Raw genomic sequence first — 19,164 nt, 5'->3', positions numbered from 1 at the left:
GATTACTCTGGCTTGAATCCATATGCGGTTCTCTTCTCAAATATTGTGTGGACCCATTCGATGACCTCTGCGTCATCTCTGAATGCGACATTGTCCACACGGTAGATTGTGGTTCTCTTGGCAGCCTCGTCCTCTGACATTGGCTTTCCAAAGTCGACCTTCTTGTCGATTGCCCTTCCTACCTGGTCCTTGTGCATGATAACTACGCCATTCTCAAGGCGGCATCTGTCGAGCATGTCGAACATAATTCCATCTTCTGGGAGACGGAGTGAGTGACCGTGGACAGTTGCGCCACGAAGGCTTGCAAGTGCTGGACAGGTCATTTCTGTCTCGAGCTGGAACTTTGCGATCTCTTCCATGTCTCTCTCACGAGCTTCAACGACCTGACGACCGGAAAGTGTACCTGGGTCGACACCTCTGTAGTTGATTGCTGCTGCGTAGGACCTGAAGTATGGTGTTGATGGTGCGTTGTACATTGAGTCAACGAACTGAACGTACCTTACCCTGTCACCGGCTTTTGCGCCTGGTGTTGGTTCGACCATTTCTCTGATTGAGCATTCTGGTTCACCCATCTCAGCGAGTGGTGGGTGTGTGCTTGGGTAGTCACTACCTGGTGCACGGTGTCCGAGTACTAATGTAAGATCGTCGTCAGAGACTTCCCTGAGTTTTTCGACCTTTCCGGACATGTGCTTTCTTCTGTTTTCTGCAACGGATGTTGCACCTGGATAATATTGTGCTTCGTATGCCATATTATACACTCCTTAGTTATCAATAGATCTCATTGTGTTCTTTACGGATTTCACAAGTTCGTTCAACTTATCTCTTGAACATGATTCTCCTCTTGTGACTCCTGACACAATATCCATAACTTTTCCTTTTGTTAGGGTCTCGTTATTTTTAGGCTTCACAAATTTGGTCTTAATTCCTCCCTTGGCAAAATCCTCGAAGTCGACATTTGTCTGACAGACGATTATTGCCGGGACCTCTGCATCCTTTAGAATTTCTCTTACTTTTTTGACCACATGGTCTCGTATGTTCCCTGTATGGATAACTGCCAGCTTATGCCTTGATATCTGCGCAACTTCTTCAGGTGTTATCCCGAATGCGCCTGATCTCATTGGTGTATCAGGAATTCCTGATCCTGAGTTCAATACAAGGACACTGACTTGTATATCCTCCCTGCGCATACCGTATGTGAGTTCACATATCGGTTTTGTGATGTGACGTCTGCCGGGACTCATTGCGACGGTGATGACATCAGGGCGTCCGGTCTCGGAAAGAGTGCCGCGTTGTGCAAGCCCTCCACCGCGTCCCAGGCCCATTCCATGCCTGCAGTCTACAACTTGTGTTTCCCGGTCAAACATTTAACATCATTCCGCTGGATTTAAGGTACAAATACGATTACCCACTTTGCCTTTCGGATCTGCCAGTCCAAGGACTGTCGGATCTGCTCCAGGACCACGTTTTGCATAGTCGGAGACGGTCTGCTTTTTTTGTAAGAAAAGTCCTTCCCTGAACTCGAGTCCCATCGGGAGTATTCGCTCACAAACTTCCCTGATGTTGTCTCTTATTTCAGAGTTGAGGACTTCCAGCCTTATGCGGCCAACGATCACAGCCAAGCTAATGTCCGTTTCACCGATACTGATCGTGTCACTGAACTTATGGTTGACATCCTGTCCTGTCGCAGGACCGTATGGTACGGTCACTGGAAGTCTTGGGCCCTGTACGAATGCCCTTGTGATGCCTTCTATTTTGCTCAGTTCGACGAGTAGTTCCTGTGCGGTTTCCGGGCTGAGTAACCTTCGTGGAAATATCTCGATCTGTATGAGGTTCTCTGTGTTTGATGCAGAATCGACCATTATTGATTACCTTCAAGATCTGTTAGAGCTCTTTATTTAGAGTGCCCCTGCAACTGCTTTGATTGGCTCTCTGAATTCTTCGATTGAACCGAACACATTTCCGACAAGTCCTGATGTCTTCTCGATGGTGATCATCTGAGTACCTGCATCAAGTGAACATGCAGCGGATACACAAGGAATTGCGAATCCTCTGGAGTGTCTTGTTACAACGTGGTTACCATTGAAGATACCTGGTCCACCGCCACCATAGATTGAGTGGCTGAAGAAAGAGAATCCGACTCCAGTACCCTGTGCTCTACCCATGTCACAGCCTGGAAGACCTGTTTCCTTCTCGAGTATATCGTTGAAGTACAGGATGGTTGATGATACGTTCTGAGCTGCTCTGCCTGCTCCACAGTTTACGAGTGTAGCTGCGAGCTGACCGGCTGCTGCGCATGCGTTCCACATGGAAACGTCATTTGCTTTGTAGAAGTTGTATCCGGATGGTGCCTTGTGGTCTACCTCAATGATACCTGCTTCGATTGCTTTCTCGACAATGGTGTCGATGACTGTACCGACTGTACCGTTCTTGCCGTTCTCTTTGACAGTTTCGTAGACGAAGTTGTTAGCGTTAAGACCCTGATATGCGAATCCGAGTAACTGGTGTCTCTCGAATGAACCCACTGCGTTACCCATCTCGAACATACCTGCCTGCTCGTATATTGAGGAGAGTGCAGCAGCGTTGAGTGCCTTTCTGCCTGTGATAGCAGCGACGTGGTTGGTCATGATGTTCCTAAGTGAGAAACCGAGACCTTCATTCTGCTGTGGTATGCTGAGAATTGATGCAACGTTACCGCCGCTCATGTCCATGGTCTGTGGATAGCTACCCCAGACAGCACCCTTTACGAGTGGTGCATCGAACATGTCGGTGTTGTATGTATCAATGATGGTCTGTACAACAGCTGCTGCACTTACTGTACTTCCTGAAACGAAGTCAGCACCAGCGTCTGTCCTTGCGCTTGGAACCTGCACAAGAAGCTGTTTTCCGCCACCGATCACTTTTACGTTTGTGTCGTCGTCGTCGCTTACCTTTACAAGGTTTGCAACAGACTCTGCGATAGCATCTGCGTTCCCTACGATATCATACTCAAGTTCACGTCCGAGAATCTGACGTCCTTTACCACCATACTTGCCGGTTGCGAGACCTTTCTCGATACCTGCAAGGTTGACAGCTACAGTCCTCTTTGTGTCTTTGATGATCTTTCCGATTGCTGCATTTGTTGTTGGTGCGAGTGCCATTATGTCGACGCCGCTTTCCAACAGTGTACCTCTGTCGTCATATATGTCTATTTTGTCAGACACGATATTTCCTCCTAATTTTATTCCAGAAATCCCGATGGAAACCACATGATTTGAGCGATGGCACAGTAGTTTCCTACTGATGCCGGTTATGTGTTAAATGATGTTTCCAATTGGTCATTCTTCTAATTGATTCAAATTTGGAACGTTGTTTTCAGGTTTAAAGCTTTTGGATTTGTCGTGAGGTTCTGAATTTCAATCATCATTAATCATTAAAGAATTTGCCTATTATGCCTTTTAATTTGAATTATTCAACGGAATAAACATACTATAGACATACTTACGGTTGAATTTGTATGAAATGAACTGCCAATCATCTCTTTCTAAATTAATTCTGTGTGGAATAATAATCTATGTCTGTTCTCTCCCGTTTTTTGCACCACAAAGGTTTAGTACTACATTCATTAAGGTACCCACGATCGATATGGAAATAGTCGCAGATGTCGGTGGAAATCCCGGCGTAGATTGTCGCGGGTTTTGCAAATACTGTTACTTTAAGAAAGTAAAAGACGTACCTGCTTTTGGTTGTAAACATTGTTTCCCCTTTTCAAAGGGATGTGACTACTGCACACGCGGCGTCAAAGAACTCTACTCCGGCTTCAAACCTGCTCAATATGTTATGGGTGAAGTTTCACAAGCCCTGCACTTTGGTTCGGGGGAAGCTGACAAGTTTACCATAAGTGGTGGAGGTGACATCAGTTGTTATCCTGAACTTAAGGAGCTGGTTTCTTTCTTATCACAGTTCAAAAAACCAATACATTTGGGATATACCAGTGGTAAAGGATTTACTTCGGAAGATGATGCTGCCTTCTTCATTGAGAACGGTGTTACCGAGGTATCATTTACCGTATTTGCGACCGATCCGGAAATTCGTGGGAAGTATATGAACGATCCCGAGCCGGAAGCCTCTCTTGCTGTACTTCGTGACTTCTGTGCTCATTGTGAGGTCTATGCTGCAATTGTTGTAATTCCGGGTGCCAATGATGGTGAAGTCCTTGAGAACACACTTTCAGACCTTGAAGAAATGGGTGCCTCAGGTGCGATACTCATGCGCTTTGCGAACTCAAGGGAAGAAGGGCTGATACTTGAGAATGCACCTATAATGGAAGGCATCGAGTCTCATAGCGTCGAGGAGTTCACTCAGATAGTACGTGATGCTGCTAATAATCATAACTTCAGGGTAACCGGCACACCTCTGGAAGATCCACTCTATGGGTCCCCGTTCGCGATCAGATCGCATGATGATCTGCTCGCAAAGTTACCTGAGGTTACAAAGGAAGCTACAATAATCACAAGTAAGGTTGCAGAAGAAAGGCTTTCCGGGATATTCGACAAATTGGGAGGCATTGTGAATGTAATTGGTTTGAACAAGGACATCGGCTGCCTGATCACTATCGATGATTTCCGTGATCTTGATCTTTCCAATGTAAAGGAGACGGTTATCATTCCCGGTCGTGCTTTTGTCCATGATCCCGAAGTTAAGGGACTGCTTTGCAGCGATGGTGTGGACCGGCTCGTAAGGCGTGGGCCTGATACATTGACAGTTGATGGCGAGATGTCAATAGGTATGAGCGAAGAAGATGTTCTTGATCTTGAAATGAAAATGTTCACAGAGCTCATTCAGCAGATCAATGCCATAGGTATACCTGTGCAGTGATATTTATCGGTAATAGATTGCTCGATCAGTTGCTTAATCTATCTATTTATCTGCTAATGGATAATTATCCAATGCTCGATCGTAGTTGTACACTAATATATTGCAGCATCTGCTGCAATATTTTCACATAAAGTCTGAAAGTCCCATCTGTTTGGACCTGTCATTTTCAAAAAGTGACTTCATGTCATAGCCTATCAGTTCAATGCGCTGTTTTGTGTAACTGGAAACATTGTACTCTTCTGCTACTTTCATTGAGACCTCAAGATACTTTTTGACAGCTCCCTCGTGAACCGTAAGGATAACCCTGCCACCACATTTTTGACAACTACCTGTAAGTGGTGGTCTGCGGTACTTAGCACCACATTTTACACATCTTGTCCCCTGTCTTGAGAATGCTCTCAGGTTTCCGAACATATCCGGCAGGAAGTGGGATATAAGTACCCTCTCTGCGACGTCTGAAGCATCAACAGCGCGTATCTTCTTTCCAAGTTCAAGTTGTGCATCCATCTTTTCGACCATACTTCCAAGTGTCTTATATGCACTTTTAAGCGGCCCTGCTGCAATGTTGGATGTATCATGGGTGAACATGAACTTTTCATATTGTAACGGGGTACCAAGTCTGTTGCTGATCAGGTCAAAAGTGTCTTCGAACTCCTTCGGGTTTGCAATTCTCAGTGTAGCTTCGTAGAACTCAAGCGGATATGATTCACATACGTCGATATTATGTGCTTCCTTGTCAACCTCACTAGGATCAAGGCGTGTGGTCAGAACAAGAGGTGCATCCATCTTTCCTCCCCTTTTGTCCGGCAGGTACTCGCGGGAGAAGTTGAGTAGGCCATCCATAAGCAGCATGACACAATCTTCATCCCCATCACAATTACGCCTTTTTGCAGCATGGAAGAACGGGTGTGCATATCCTACTGCAGCTGTGGTAAATCCTACAAGCCTTCCAAGCACTCCTGCTGATGTATGCGGTGCCAGTCCCATCAGGAGGGTGCCAACCGTGTCATCCCTTGTCTTTGCATTATAATATGGGTCAACTTTATAATATTTGACAAGCAGGTCGTCAATGTATTGCATGGTCCTTAGAATATAATCAGCACAATCGTATGATACCACGAGGTCCTGAACCTTCAGGCAGAGCACCTGGTCAGGATCAGTAAGTGGTTTTCCGTAGATATCCTCTTCATAGCCAAGTTCCCTGAACTTCTCGCAGGTGACGCCCAGCTCTGAAGGCCGGATGTGTGTAAGTGGTATGTCCGACATGTCATAACGGACCGTTCCGTCCTTGAAAGTGAACAGATCGTGCTTTGCCCGGAGGATCCCTTTCTCAAGTGGTTCGGGTGTCATGTCCTTTGACATCATCTTTTTAACACCCTTGAAGGAATCGAGTTTGTCCCTTTCACCTACCTTTTCGAATGCTTTCTGATAAATGCTTTTGAAATCGATCTTTCTCATACTTGTGCAGGTTGTCTTTGTACCGCACTTGGGACATTCCGCTTTGTTCACAGATATCCCGCATCTGGGGCAGAAAAGTTTTGGTATGGTATATTCGCCACAGTCACATCTGTATTCGAGGGTTTCCACTCCGCATGCCGGGCAGATCCTATTACCGATCTCTACAGCGATCTCGCCGACCTTTGCATTTGTTGATGCCTTGAAGCTGGCGGCATTCTCAAGTTTTCGTGTATTGCCTCCGGATTCTGCAATAGGGAACAACACATGAGGTGCCGGTGACATCTTTCTTTTATCAGATTTCTCCGGTCTTCCCATCCTTGCACCGATACGCGTGGGTGCCCTTGGACGGACTTCAAAATCCGTGATCTGGTTGATATTGTCAAGCACCTCTTCGTGTTCAAGAGACGTCCACTTTTTCCGGAGTTCATCATCAAGTCCAAGTGTATATATGAATGGCAGTGGTTCCTCTATCAATATCATTCCATCGCGGACCTTGTGAAGGACAAGCATTATCTCAAGTATTCTTTTCACTCCGCTTGACATGGCAGCATCATTTGGCAACCTGAGCATTGATCTATCATTCTCAAGGATGCCGTTCTCAGATATGAAGTCCGCAAGCTGTTCGAATTGTTCATTTTCAATATCATGCCACAGGTATGTGAACTTAGGATGCAGTGCGACTCCATACTTCTTGCTGATATCCAATGCAACATTTTGGTATGGGTCTTTAAGGACTTCTTCGTCAACTGACGGATCTCCTCCGGCTTTCCTGTATTCCTGTATCCACCATTCGAAACAGTAAGGGGATGGTGCGAGAGGGTGATTGTTCTCAAGGAAATCGCCATAATTTATCAGTATCTCGCCGATGTCAATGATCTCTTCGACATCTGATCGCAACTCATATGCTTCATCTATGCGGTCGATCCTGACAACATCTCCGGACCTGAGTTTTACAGTGGGACCTTCGATGGAATCCACTGGTGCCATTCCTGCTGCTTTTCCAGGTCTTTCAACTTTAAGCTGTGTTCCAGGTGCGATGAAATCATCCATCACGATCATTCCGGATGGATTTATTCCTGCGGCTGCAAAGGATGTATTGCGCGACCTTCCATAGCGCAACCGGAATCCTCCTGGTCGGGATGGGTGGGAAAAAACAGGTCTTCCGGCGATCAGGTCTCGCATGTACTTATCCTTCGGCTTGATCTTCGGTTTTTCATCCGTTTTCTCTTCACCACTATCATCAGATGCAGGTTTTGTACCGGAGATCAGCTGGTCGAGCCATTCCCATCCGTCGATCTTAAGCTTTTTTACATGCTTCTGTATCTTTGGGGCTTTTAATGCCAGACCTTCCGCAAGTACCAAGGCCATTCCGCCACGCACTCTGTTAGTATCTATCCTGTCGAGATTGCGGTGTCCTTCAACCTCTTCTGCTTCGGTTGGTTCCCCGTCAATGCATATTGGACAGTTCTCTACGATCAGCCGGATCTCTTCTTCGGATGGGGTGTACTGGAGACTTGCAACCCTTTTGTAGAGCATGATCTCTTCGATATAGCGTTCAACCTCTTCTTTTCGGGGTTTATACCTGTCAATACCAACACCTCTGCGTACATAATCGCCAACAAGTACTGATAGTGCCTGTGCAGTACCTCCTGCACTACGTATCGGGCCGGCATAGAAAATGCTGACGTATTCAGATCCGTCATCGTTCTTTCCAATCCCTGCGCGGTCAATTCCTTCAATTGGGGCAGCAACAACTCCTTCTGTCAACATGGCAACAGACACACGGATCGCCGCTTCGATAGCATCAGATTTTGAATCAAAGGTACCAACTTTTCCCTGAGCTACTTCTCTTCCAAGGGCCAATGCAGCTTCTTCTCTTGACCTTGTTTCTTCCAGTTTCCGGATGAGTTCTGCTACACCTTTAACTCCGATAAGGTTCTCCACTCTGTCGGCCAGGTCCTTTGCAAGTGGTATTTCAACATGGGGTTTTGGATCTTTTCCTTTTGAGCGTGCATTGTTGACTATTTCTATCTCTTTTTTCAACGTGCCCTCAAGCGTATTGAAGTACTCATGCATTTCCTTGCTTGCTACAATTTCTGCCATGTTGGGTTGATCTCCCTGATTTCATTGACTATGGCTTTTGAAATTAAAAAGATGTTGATGTTCTTTTAGATCGATTCCATCTCATTTTTATATTTTGAATATTATATGAATTTATATATTAATACGGAGGATTTGTATTGAACAGGATTATTCTAACATTATTGATTATTGCAACTCTGTTTTCAGTCCCTGCATCAGCTGATCTTTCCAGTGAACTGGACTTTGTAATAACTGAATTCAACTTGAACGCAGATAGTGCTCCCGCTCCTCTTAAAGGCCTGCTTGGGAATGAAGATATCCTTGCAGTAATTGATATGAACGACGGAAGTACTCTTGCTTTGAAGATAGTGACTAAAGATATGATCGTAACTGATTTTAGTGCCGTTGATCCGGATGGGTCGGATCTCAGTCCTTCTATTATAATTAATACTAATGAGAAAACTGTACGTGAACTTCTTGGATCGGATGATCCGGTGAACGATTTTCTTGAGGCTTATGATGGTGGTAATGTTAAAATTGAAGCAGTAAGTATTGTTAATAAAGTTACCCTTTCTGTTGGCAATGTTATATTGAAACTTTCACAGTTGTTAGGTCTTGTATGAGGAACTTCCTATCATGTTACATTCTCATTTTCAGGCAGAGATGTCTGTTCCTACTTTTTTCGTTGTTCTCCTTTTATTATCTATTTGATATTTTGGTATTAGAAAGGCGGTGTACACGCACAACATCTATTTTATTTAAACACAGATATGCTTACTTTATTTTTTTGCTTATATATGCTTACCAGAAAGTACATAAAAGGAGATGTTTAATTATGTACAATTTAAGCTTATCATGAATACAAACCCCGGATCGGGTCTAAATAGATCTTATTATGAGGTAAAATTATGTCAGTAAAAATCACGGAAACAATTCTTCGAGACGCACACCAGTCTCTTCTTGCGACCCGTATGCGAACCCGTAACATGTTACCGATCGTTGAAAAATTGGACGAGGTCGGATATTACTCTCTTGAGATGTGGGGAGGTGCTACATTTGATACATGTATAAGGTACTTGAATGAGGATCCGTGGGAGCGCCTGAGGGAACTTAAAAAGCAAATGGTGAACACTCCGGCACAGATGTTACTTCGTGGTCAGAATCTTGTGGGATACCGTCATTATTCAGATGATGTTGTGGAGAAGTTCGTAACCAAGGCTCATGAGAATGGTATCGACATCTTCAGGATATTCGATGCTGTCAACGACATCCGAAATATGGAAAAGTCAATTACGGTCGCAAAGAACGTTGGTGCTAATGTTCAGGGTACGATCAGCTATACCATCAGTCCGGTTCACACAGTGGAAAAATATGTTGAGTTTGCAAAAGAGCTTGCGGATCTGGATTGTGATTCTATCTGCATCAAGGATATGGCAGGGCTGCTTGCACCTCATGAGGCGTATGAACTGATAACCTCGCTCAAGAAAGAGGTCGGACTTCCTGTTGCACTTCACTGCCACTGCACATCAGGCATGGCGTCAATGAGCTATATGGCAGCATGTGATGCTGGTGTTGATGTTCTTGACACGGCATTGTCTCCTCTGGCAGGCGGGACTTCCCAGCCTCCGACAGAGTCAGTTGTTGCAGCGCTTGCAAGGACAAAATATGATACTGGTCTGGATCTGGAACTTCTGACCGAGTCTTCAAGATACTTTAAGAAGATCAAAGAAGAATACAGGGGTATACTTGATCCGATATCAGAACAGATAGATGCGAACGTCCTGCTTTATCAGATCCCTGGCGGTATGCTTTCCAATCTTGTTTCACAGCTTAAGGAGCAGAATGCCCTTGACAAATATGATGCTGTGCTGGAAGAAATGCCACGGGTACGTGAAGAACTTGGATATCCGCCACTTGTTACTCCAACCAGCCAGATTGTGGGTACTCAAGCTGTATTGAATGTTCTTATGGGTGAGCGCTATAAGGTCATTCCTAAGGAGGTGAAGGACTATGTGCGTGGTCTCTACGGAAGGTCACCTGCACCTATCAGCCCGGAAATGATCTCAAAGATAATTGGTGATGAAGAACCTATAACCTGCCGTCCGGCAGATCTTCTGGAACCTGAATATGAGTCTCTTAAGAAAGAGGCAGAAGAACAGGGTCTTGTAAAGAAGGAAGAGGATGTTCTTACCTATATCCTGTACCCTGCTATCGCACCAAAATTCCTGCTCGGTGAGGCTGAGGAGGAGGAGCTGCTTCCTGTAGATGCTGTGCAGGCTGCTCCAAAGGTCGACATGGCTATTCCAACCGATTACCGTGTTGAGATCGATGGTGAGGTATTTGATGTCAAAGTAGAACCTACAGGAGGTTCTGTCCAGGTCGTGGAGAGCTCAAAAACGACGGTTGAATGTGAAGGCGCCGTTACAAGCCACATGCAGGGAATGATCCTTTCGATCAATGTCAATGTTGGCGACACCGTTGAAGAAGGAGATAAGATCTGTGTTATTGAAGCCATGAAGATGGAGAATGCGATCCATGCTCCGGCCAGTGGTGTGGTAAAGGAGATCTTTGTCTCTGAAGGCGATCCCGTTGGTACGGGAGAAGTATTGATGGCAATCAACTAATCGAGGTACAGATCATGTTCAAAAAAGTTCTTGTAGCCAACAGGGGTGAGATCGCTATACGCATCATGCGTGCTTGCAGAGAGCTTGGCATCTCCACTGTGGCTGTATATTCAAAAGCTGATGATAATGCTCTTTTCTCTAAATATGCAGATGAGGCATATCTGATCGGTCCTGCTCCTTCAAGCCAGAGCTATCTTAATATGGATAAGATCCTGGAAGTTGCGAAGGAATCAGGTGCAGAAGCTATTCATCCGGGATATGGTTTCCTTTCCGAGAATGCCGTGTTCGCAAAGAAATGTGAGGAAGCAGGCATTACTTTCATAGGTCCTTCAAGTGATGTAATTGAAAAGATGGGTAGCAAGATCGCTGCCCGGGCACTGATGATCGAAGCTGGTGTTCCTGTCGTCCCCGGATATGACAAGGCGATCGAGAATGTTGATGAAGCAATTGAGATCGCAAATTCCATCGGATATCCTGTAATGATCAAGGCATCTGCAGGTGGTGGTGGTATCGGTATGAAGATCGTCCACTCAAAGGATGAGTTTGCTTCATCACTGGAATCCATCCAGTCAGTTGCACAATCTGCTTTTGGCGATTCTACAGTATTCGTCGAGAAATATGTTGAAGAACCACGCCATATCGAATTCCAGATACTTGCTGATAGTTATGGAAATACTGTCTATGTGTCAGACAGGGAATGTTCCATACAGCGCAGGCATCAGAAGCTCATGGAGGAGGCACCTTCTCCTATCATGACACCTGAACTTCGTAAAGAGATGGGTGATGCTGCAGTAAAGGCAGCTGAATCAATAGGTTATGAGAATGCAGGTACGGTCGAATTCCTTTATTCAAAGGGTGATTTCTACTTCCTTGAAGTTAATACACGTCTTCAGGTAGAACATGGTATCACTGAGCTTGTTACCGGAATAGATCTTGCGAAACAGCAGATACTCATTGCGGATGGTGAAAAACTTCCTTTCAAGCAGGAAGATATCAAGATACAGGGTCATGCAATCGAATGCCGTATCAATGCTGAGGATCCTCTGAACGACTTTGCACCATCTCCTGGTAAGATCAGAGGTTATCGTTCCCCGGGTGGTCCGGGTGTACGTATGGACAGTGGTGTCTACATGGGTTACACCATTCCGCCTTATTATGATTCCATGGTTGCAAAATTAAGCACCTGGGGCAGTGATCGTGAAGAGGCTATTAACAGGATGAAAAGAGCACTTTATGAGTTTATCATATAGGGAGTTACTACCAACATACCATTCCATAAAGCTGTCCTGGACAATGAGGCATTCGTACGTGGTGATCTGACCACTCACTTCATTGATGATCATAATATCATTGATGAGGTCGTAAAGGTTGTCGAACATGATCTTGAAAAGGGTGTTACTCTGGGATCAGTACTTTGTTCCAATTCAAGGAATGTTGCAGCTGCAGGTGTGGCGGTTAGTGCCTACGTAAATGCTGCAAAACAGAAGATGAACAATCAACAGACTAAATAAGGTCTGTTGATATATTCTTTTATAATAATGATTTGATCATATTGGGGGTTACTATCTTGGTCGACAGGAAAATGGATATTCTTATAGCTCTGAAAGAAGCGGGCAAAGAACCTATTTCCGGGGAAGAATTGGGTGAAAGGTTGGGTATTTCCCGGACAATGGTATGGAAATATATTAAGGGCCTTGAAGAAGATGGTTATGTTATTGGATCCTCTCCTGGTTCGGGGTATAATCTTGTTTCCGTTCCTGATAAGCTCTATCCTTCTGAGATCAGCATTGGGCTTGACACAGACATCATCGGGAAAGAACTTCACTATTTCGAAACAGTGGATTCTACCAATGATATGGCAAAGAAAATGGGCTTTAAGGCTGAAGAGGGTACGGTCGTAATTGCTGAGATGCAGGAAAGCGGACGTGGTCGCAAAGGGGACCGTTGGGTATCCCCTAAAGGTGGCATCTGGCTTTCGGTCATTCTCAAACCAGGTATTTTGCCTGCTCATGCACCAAGACTAACCCTCATGGCAGGAGTTGCTGTTGCCAAAACCATAAGACAGTTTGGTGTAGATGCATCTATCAAATGGCCAAACGATGTTGTCATTGGTAATAAGAAGGTTTGTGGTATCCTTACTGAAATGGATGCAGAAGTGGATCACATTGGTTTTGTTGTGATCGGTATTGGCATCAATGCTAATGTATCTGTCGAGGAGCTCCCGGAAGAGTTAAGGGATAGTTCCACCAGCCTTAGTTCCATCAAGGGTGAATCTATAAACAGGGCTTCATTCGTACAGGCTTTACTCAGATCTCTCGAGACGGAATATCTGCGTTTTAAAGTTGAGGGTTTCTCGAAGATCCTGGAAGATTGGATCTCTTTATCTGATACAATTGGAAGTCAGGTTGAAGTTATAACTCCTCAGAAGATAATTGCAGGTAAAGCAACTGGAATTACTGCCGAAGGTGCTCTAATTGTAGAGACTGCTGAAGGTGTGAAAGAGGTCATGGCAGGTCGATGCATCTATAAATGAATGGTGTGGGACATGAGTTACAGTAGAATTAACCGGATACGTTTCTTTGTATCCTTCCTTATTATTTTGTCACTTCTTATACTGCCAGTGCTCGGAGCTCAGGTAAAGGCTGAAGTGCTAATGGATGGTGACAGTATTTTCATTGAGACCGGAAGTTTCTGGGAGTTCAGCCAGGGTTATGTCTTTGTTATCAAAGATGTGAATGCAGATGGGGGTGTATGGGTAGAACTTTCGCTTGATGGTGTTAGTCTGAAGGACGAAGTTCTTTATGAAGGAGACATTTTTGTTTATTCCCGTGATTCAACAGAATTATTCAATATGACAGTTGATACTATCTATTATGGTCCGGGTGGTGATCTGGTGACCTTTGAACCCGTTTTCCAATATCGTGATCGATCACTTCCAGCTCCCATCCCGGAAGATCCTGACATATCTCTAAATGATTCCAATACATCTTCGGAACCGGGTATAAATCCTGATAATGGCATCCCGGGTTTTGGTCTTGTGGCATCGATATGTTGCATGGCCGTTGTTTTTATTTGCAGTCGCTTTTTTGAATCGAAGTGATCAGGGAATCGACCGAAGCTTCACTAATGTTTAGTATTGACTCGGTGTAGGAAAATATCAGGGTCGTAAAATAAAAATTAAAGAAAAGAAAATTTAAAAAAGGAAAAGTTAGTGATAACTAAGTTTAGAACTTAATATCTCCCTTTTCCATTAACAATTTGAGGTCCTGCAGGCTCATCTTTCCTGTCTTCTCAAACTTCTCTTTTGCTACATTATGCTTTTCATCTATTTTCTTCTCATCTTTTTCAAGCTGGATATCGTTGAGCTTGTCAAGGTATACGCTGAGTTCATCCCTGAGCTGTGAGATCTTAGCTTTAAGTGGATCGATCTTTTCTCTTATCGGGGATACTACATCATATGTTTCCTTGATCTGTGAGTGGTACATATCCGCTTCTTTGCGAAGCTCATCGACCTTCTTGTAGCTATCAAGCATTGCAAGATGGTGCTTCTGTGAATCTTCTGCGAGATCCTTAACGCTACCGCTAATGGTTCCATCTGATTTGTAGATCGATTCGGATTGCTTGTATGTTTCGACTATCTTCTTGTGGATATCGTCTGCATTGCTTGCAGAGTCGATCCTCTGTTGAAGCTCCGTAAGTCTTCCAAAGATATCGATCTCATGTTTTAGTGGAATGTCGGCATTCAGGAACTTGTCAAGCTCTGCAGCATATGCTTTTGTGAGGGATTCAACACTTCCGCGGGAAAGCTTATTGTACTCATCACGTTTTGCTTTAAGCTCTGAAATGCTACCTGTGATCTTGTCCTTTTCACCACGTATCTTCTCATTTGAAGCCTTGATCTCAGCGATCTTTTCATTCACTGCATCACGTAGTGTTTTTTCTTCACGTGCCTTTTTTGCCAGTTCTTTTACCTGTGCATTTAGCTTGTCCCTTTTTTCTTTCAGCTCATCGATGTTCGTTCGGTGTAGCTTCAGGTCTCTGAAAACAGCTTTTAGGGTACGCTCGTTCTGTGAGATCTTTGTTCTGTAGTCGTTTACCACATTTTTAAGATCCTTTTCGTTCATGATTGATGCATCTGGTAAGTCGCTCATGCGTTTACCTCCTGAGTGCTCTCTTCACTGGATGGAAGCTTTTCCCAGTATTCAAGAGCTTCATTGTGACTCTTTATTCTGTTGTCAAGCCAGCCGTGGCGAGGTGAGACCTCTTTGAGTTCATCTCTTGCTTTTTGGAAGGCATTTTCAAAGTTCTTCTCAGTCCCGAATATATTTGCAAGTTCGGTACTGGAAATGATGGCTTCATTTACCCTTGTCCTTATTTGCTGAACGGATTTCTGGACATCTTCATGGGTTCCCATGCCATCCAGTTTTTGGAGAAGTTCGTCTACGACCTTCTTCTCTTCATCGATCTTAATAACTCGCTTTACCTTTGTGATGTCATCGTGGATGCCATGCATAAGCTTGTTATCCAGTAGTTTTTCATCGATAACGTCAAACATTTCTTCGAGTGTGTTCTCTGCCTGGTGGTATAGCTGTTGACGCTTTTCTTTTAGCAGTTCAGTTCGGCTCAATACGTCTTCCTTTTCTTTCCTGGAAGATTCTATCTTTTCGTTCAATGCCTTTACTTTCTCTTCGAGTCCGCTGAACTCTTTGTTGTATTCTTCTAAAAGGCGTTTGTGCTTCGTGATCACATTCTTGATCAATTCATTTTTGTCAAGAATGGAAACTTCATTATTTTGTGTACTCTCACTCATAGTTCCACCAAATTTATGTCAGAATTGTAATATTTTATAATCTATATAATTGTGCATGTGGTATTCCTTCAATATATATAACGCATCCGGATTCGATCACGCCGGCATCGATGGCGCATTGGACTGCGCGACTGCCAAATATATTTGCGGTTGTGGCGTTTGATATAGCTTCGATGATCTTTTCTTCAGATGCTATCTCGCCTTTGTAGAATCCTTCACTGATCTCGATGACCAGTTCGCCTTTTTTAAGCTTTTTACCTATCAGTTCTTTATCGCAAACTGCAACGATCATCTGATTTCCGGATTTGTGTATTTTCAGGTACATGTGTTCACTTTATCATACTAATTTTATGTGTTTATTATCAGGTGCAAGGAGATCCCCCTGCCTTTTCATTTTTGTGACAAGCTCTTCTGCCCTTTCCCTGTCTATGTTTTCGCTCTCAGCTTCTGCATAGACTTCTTCAAGAGGTGCCTTTGAACCGGCATGCCTTTCACTGACACGTGTAATGATTTCTTTTATCAGATGAATCTTATCTCTCTGGCTCTTGCTTGTTCCGGATGCGACCACATCTACATCGAATGCGCCGGTGTCCGGATCGACTCCTACCTGTCGCATACATGCCATAGAAATTCGTGTGGTCCTTTTCGCATCATCCATTGTAACTACATTACTTAAACGTATGCGAGCACTTGCTTCAGAAAGTCTGACAAGGGCTTCGAGCTGTCTTGCAGTTACGGGTACGGGTGAATCTTTGCCTTCTCCCTGTCTCCTAAGGTCGAGATAGAAATTAATTATGTGTTCACGGGCATCGTCTTCCATGATTGGGAAAACTTTTCGTCGTGCATAGGCTACATATTTTCTCATCATGTCATTTTCGATAGTAGGAAGTATAACATCTATATGTGCTTCTACATCTTCCTTCGTTACCTTGGACGATGGGAGTCTACTCTTCTGTTCTAAAAGTTCTCCTGCATATTGCGATTTCAATATGTGGTTTGCGATATTGCTATCCTTTGTGCGATCAGGAACATCTAGAAGTATGAAAATAAGGTCGAACCTGGATATGAGTGCAGGTGGCATATTGATCTGCTCGGCAAGCCCCTCATACTTGTCGAACCTTCCGTATTTAGGATTTGCAGCACCAAGGAGTGCACATCTTGATTTAAGCGTTGCAAGAATACCTGCTTTTGCAACACTGATGGTCTGTTGTTCCATTGCTTCGTGCAGTGCACTCTTATCTTCCCTGCTCATTTTATCCATTTCGTCCACTGCTGCAAGACCCATGTCTGCCATTACAAGTGCACCGGCTTCCAGTGTCCAGCGTCCGTCTCCAAGGTCGTCTTTAACTGCTGCAGCTGTCAGACCACTGGATGATGCGCTTTTACCTGATGCGAACACACCACGGGGTGATATTTTCACCATGTATCGAAGTAACTGACTTTTAGCGATACCCGGATCTCCTACCAACAGAATGTGTATGTCACCTCTGACACGAGATCCGTCGGGTAACATCTTTGCAACTGCCGAGAATAATTGCAGGCTGAGTGCTTCCTTTATGTCCTCATAACCGTAGATGGACGGTGCGATCGATCCGGTTATATTTTTATAAATGTTCGGATCCTTGCTCATTTCAATGATCGCTTCCTCATCTTCCGGAGTGATATCAAGTTCATCGAATTCCTGATCTACGTATTCGATGGAATTTGCATGAAGGACGAGGTCGTAAAACGTGGATTTACCCTCTCTCAGGGTTCGCTGGTGTGAGCGTAGTATTCCGTTTATTACAAGACGGTCACCGGGTTTGACAAGTCCTGCAAGATCATCCTCTGCATCAACATCAAGGCTTTGTGGTTGTGTGCCACCCTTGAGATTTTCGGGTGCTTCCTGTACCTGAAGTTTTTGTGCATCTACAAAGCTGGACTGGTCGATAAGTAATTTGAAAGGTCCTTTTTTGCCGCATGATTCGTTCTCACACTCGTTCGGTTCTACGAACTTGGGTCCCTCCTGTGGCTCATAGCTTGTGTTCTCACAACGCATGCACATGAATGCTGCATTTGTGATCTTTGGCCTGACTTCCGTTGCTTTGCGTATCATTCCTTCAATGGATACGAACTTCAGCAAGTGTTTGCTACGCAGGTCCCTTATTGTAACACGGTTTGGGATGTTAATGAATTGTACATGGGCATCATCGAGTTCCTTCTCGATAGGAATGTCAATTTCACGAAGCGCCTGCTCAGCATATGGTATTACATCATCGGGATGCTCGAGTAGTTCATATGCAAGATCTGCATCGAATTGCTCAAGGTCCGGAAAATCGACTGTAATGCTGCGCAGTTCAGGGTATTCATTAGCAAGCAGGAGTATATCGTCCCAGCAGTATCTTTTTAGAAAATCCCTGAATTTTTCATCCCATTTAACTTCGCTCATTTGATTCACATTTTCCTGTTTTGGAATGATCCTTCATTTATAGAAGGTTACAACACATCATAATACATATCAATATTTCGAGTCGGCATCGTTAAATAATAATTTGGGGAGATGGTCTGGTCAAAATCGGTTTGATTTTCATTTCAGCAGTTGCTGTATCTTTCCAAAAAAGCCTCTCAATGTCTGCACTTCTCTTGGCATGAGCTGTGCCCTTCCGAATATCCTTTTGAACATAAGGTGTGTCTTTTCCTTTTTATGTTCCGGGTATTGGATATCGTCCAGAAGTTCTCCAATATGCTCATTTAGAAGCTTAAGATCAAAACCATCAGCAAGTTGCTGTTCTCCTGCATCGATCTGACTCAATTCATATAGCATAATCGTTGTGGCATGTGATAGGTTCATTATTGGATAGATCTCTGAAGTTGGGATGCTTACGATCATATCGCTTAGTTTAAGCTCATCATTGGTGAACCCATTATCTTCCCTGCCAAAGAGGATGGCAATAGTTCCATTAGTGCCATTGAACTTTTCCTTAAGTTCATGTGGTGTATATGGAGGCATGCGTATATGTTCATCTGTTTTAATCCCGGTGATGCCTGTTGTTGCAACTACCACATCAGCTCCTTCAATGGCTTCTTCAATGTTGGTGACTATCCTTGCGCCGTTAAGTACATCCCAAGCATGGGATGCAAGTGCACGTGCTTCAATTTCCAGTTTGCATGGATTTACTAGCACAAGGTCACTGAATCCAAAATTTTTCATAGCTCTTGCTACTGATCCAACATTACCCTGGTATAAAGGTTCCACCAGAACTATCCTTAAATTAAAAGTCATCTCATCCTTCAATATCATCAATACATGTATATTTTGCGCAATTGCCTATATTGTTCATCGACCGCAAAGCCAAA

15 protein-coding genes and 1 pseudogene are annotated in these 19,164 nt (G+C 44.1%); 6 read left to right on the top strand and 10 right to left on the bottom strand.

Translation table 11 applies throughout. From position 1 onward, the window contains the following. Positions 1–2: 2 nt before the first annotated feature. Genes mcrG through mcrB form a run of 4 tightly spaced genes read right to left on the bottom strand, consistent with a single transcriptional unit; the run spans position 3 to position 3,200 of the window. Entirely contained in the window at positions 3–749 is a 747-nt protein-coding gene (mcrG, locus tag E7X57_RS11640) for a coenzyme-B sulfoethylthiotransferase subunit gamma (RefSeq protein WP_135613123.1), read from the bottom strand. Positions 750–761: 12 nt separating this feature from the next. Beyond that, positions 762–1,364, bottom strand: coding sequence for a methyl-coenzyme M reductase I operon protein C (gene mcrC / locus E7X57_RS11635; RefSeq protein ID WP_135613122.1), 603 nt, complete (start codon positions 1,362–1,364; stop codon positions 762–764). 6 nt (positions 1,365–1,370) lie between these two features. Then, positions 1,371–1,859, bottom strand: a complete 489-nt coding sequence (mcrD, locus tag E7X57_RS11630; RefSeq protein ID WP_135613121.1) for a methyl-coenzyme M reductase operon protein D — start codon at positions 1,857–1,859, stop codon at positions 1,371–1,373. A gap of 36 nt (positions 1,860–1,895) precedes the next feature. Continuing rightward, positions 1,896–3,200, bottom strand: a complete 1,305-nt coding sequence (mcrB, locus tag E7X57_RS11625) for a coenzyme-B sulfoethylthiotransferase subunit beta (RefSeq protein ID WP_135613120.1) — start codon at positions 3,198–3,200, stop codon at positions 1,896–1,898. 421 nt (positions 3,201–3,621) lie between these two features. On the opposite strand from mcrB, the gene mmp10 reads away from it, so the two are divergent. After that, the gene (gene mmp10, locus E7X57_RS11620) at positions 3,622–4,854 is read left to right on the top strand and encodes a methyl coenzyme M reductase-arginine methyltransferase Mmp10 (protein ID WP_135613119.1); all 1,233 of its coding nucleotides are present in this window, start codon (positions 3,622–3,624) and stop codon (positions 4,852–4,854) included. A gap of 123 nt (positions 4,855–4,977) precedes the next feature. Here mmp10 and E7X57_RS11615 read toward each other — a convergent pair whose 3' ends face one another. Then, positions 4,978–8,415 (bottom strand): DNA polymerase II large subunit, encoded by a 3,438-nt coding sequence (locus E7X57_RS11615; RefSeq protein ID WP_135613118.1) that lies wholly within the window; start codon positions 8,413–8,415, stop codon positions 4,978–4,980. 161 nt (positions 8,416–8,576) lie between these two features. Here E7X57_RS11615 and E7X57_RS11610 point away from each other — a divergent pair, with 161 nt between their 5' ends. The 5 genes and pseudogenes from E7X57_RS11610 (at position 8,577) to E7X57_RS11590 (ending at position 14,118) form a co-directional block, all read left to right on the top strand. After that, entirely contained in the window at positions 8,577–9,017 is a 441-nt protein-coding gene (locus E7X57_RS11610; protein WP_135613117.1) for a hypothetical protein, read from the top strand. Between the two features lie 285 nt (positions 9,018–9,302). Continuing rightward, a complete protein-coding gene (gene oadA, locus E7X57_RS11605; RefSeq protein ID WP_135613116.1) occupies positions 9,303–11,018 on the top strand; it encodes a sodium-extruding oxaloacetate decarboxylase subunit alpha in 1,716 nt (571 codons plus the stop codon). A 14-nt stretch (positions 11,019–11,032) separates the two neighbouring features. Further along, positions 11,033–12,529 (top strand): annotated as a pseudogene (locus E7X57_RS11600) (acetyl-CoA carboxylase biotin carboxylase subunit). A gap of 56 nt (positions 12,530–12,585) precedes the next feature. Continuing rightward, entirely contained in the window at positions 12,586–13,551 is a 966-nt protein-coding gene (locus E7X57_RS11595; RefSeq protein ID WP_135613115.1) for a biotin--[acetyl-CoA-carboxylase] ligase, read from the top strand. A 12-nt stretch (positions 13,552–13,563) separates the two neighbouring features. After that, positions 13,564–14,118: an S-layer protein domain-containing protein gene (locus E7X57_RS11590; protein WP_167880994.1), complete on the top strand. Its 555-nt coding sequence runs from the start codon at positions 13,564–13,566 to the stop codon at positions 14,116–14,118. Positions 14,119–14,242: 124 nt separating this feature from the next. On the opposite strand, the gene E7X57_RS11585 is transcribed toward E7X57_RS11590, so the two are convergent. The 5 genes from E7X57_RS11585 to E7X57_RS11565 all read right to left on the bottom strand — a co-directional run bounded on the left by E7X57_RS11585 (position 14,243) and on the right by E7X57_RS11565 (position 19,090). Then, on the bottom strand, positions 14,243–15,169 hold the full coding sequence (locus E7X57_RS11585; protein ID WP_135613113.1) for a coiled-coil protein: 927 nt from the start codon (positions 15,167–15,169) through the stop codon (positions 14,243–14,245). Beyond that, positions 15,166–15,828 (bottom strand): hypothetical protein, encoded by a 663-nt coding sequence (locus E7X57_RS11580; RefSeq protein WP_135613112.1) that lies wholly within the window; start codon positions 15,826–15,828, stop codon positions 15,166–15,168. The genes E7X57_RS11585 and E7X57_RS11580 overlap by 4 nt, the downstream gene beginning before the upstream one ends. A gap of 34 nt (positions 15,829–15,862) precedes the next feature. Then, complete coding sequence (locus E7X57_RS11575; protein ID WP_135613111.1) at positions 15,863–16,153, bottom strand: DUF424 domain-containing protein; 291 nt, start codon at positions 16,151–16,153, stop codon at positions 15,863–15,865. Between the two features lie 12 nt (positions 16,154–16,165). Beyond that, positions 16,166–18,256, bottom strand: a complete 2,091-nt coding sequence (locus E7X57_RS11570) for a minichromosome maintenance protein MCM (RefSeq protein WP_135613110.1) — start codon at positions 18,254–18,256, stop codon at positions 16,166–16,168. A gap of 138 nt (positions 18,257–18,394) precedes the next feature. Next, a complete protein-coding gene (locus E7X57_RS11565; RefSeq protein WP_135613109.1) occupies positions 18,395–19,090 on the bottom strand; it encodes an RNA methyltransferase in 696 nt (231 codons plus the stop codon). Between the last annotated feature and the right edge of the window lie 74 nt (positions 19,091–19,164).

It is taken from the genome of Methanococcoides sp. AM1 (genome assembly GCF_900774055.1).
GTDB lineage: Archaea > Halobacteriota > Methanosarcinia > Methanosarcinales > Methanosarcinaceae > Methanococcoides.
Note: the sequence above shows the minus strand (reverse complement) of the source record. Positions and strands in the feature narration are given on the sequence as shown.

Coding starts and splice junctions, on each gene's coding strand:
- mcrG (WP_135613123.1), bottom strand. CDS start 749: ATGGCATACGAAGCACAATATTATCCAGGTGCAACATCCGTTGCAGAA.
- mcrC (WP_135613122.1), bottom strand. CDS start 1,364: ATGTTTGACCGGGAAACACAAGTTGTAGACTGCAGGCATGGAATGGGC.
- mcrD (WP_135613121.1), bottom strand. CDS start 1,859: ATGGTCGATTCTGCATCAAACACAGAGAACCTCATACAGATCGAGATA.
- mmp10 (WP_135613119.1), top strand. CDS start 3,622: ATGGAAATAGTCGCAGATGTCGGTGGAAATCCCGGCGTAGATTGTCGC.
- E7X57_RS11615 (WP_135613118.1), bottom strand. CDS start 8,415: ATGGCAGAAATTGTAGCAAGCAAGGAAATGCATGAGTACTTCAATACG.
- oadA (WP_135613116.1), top strand. CDS start 9,303: ATGTCAGTAAAAATCACGGAAACAATTCTTCGAGACGCACACCAGTCT.
- E7X57_RS11590 (WP_167880994.1), top strand. CDS start 13,564: ATGAGTTACAGTAGAATTAACCGGATACGTTTCTTTGTATCCTTCCTT.
- E7X57_RS11585 (WP_135613113.1), bottom strand. CDS start 15,169: ATGAGCGACTTACCAGATGCATCAATCATGAACGAAAAGGATCTTAAA.
- E7X57_RS11580 (WP_135613112.1), bottom strand. CDS start 15,828: ATGAGTGAGAGTACACAAAATAATGAAGTTTCCATTCTTGACAAAAAT.
- E7X57_RS11575 (WP_135613111.1), bottom strand. CDS start 16,153: ATGTACCTGAAAATACACAAATCCGGAAATCAGATGATCGTTGCAGTT.
- E7X57_RS11570 (WP_135613110.1), bottom strand. CDS start 18,256: ATGAGCGAAGTTAAATGGGATGAAAAATTCAGGGATTTTCTAAAAAGA.
- E7X57_RS11565 (WP_135613109.1), bottom strand. CDS start 19,090: ATGACTTTTAATTTAAGGATAGTTCTGGTGGAACCTTTATACCAGGGT.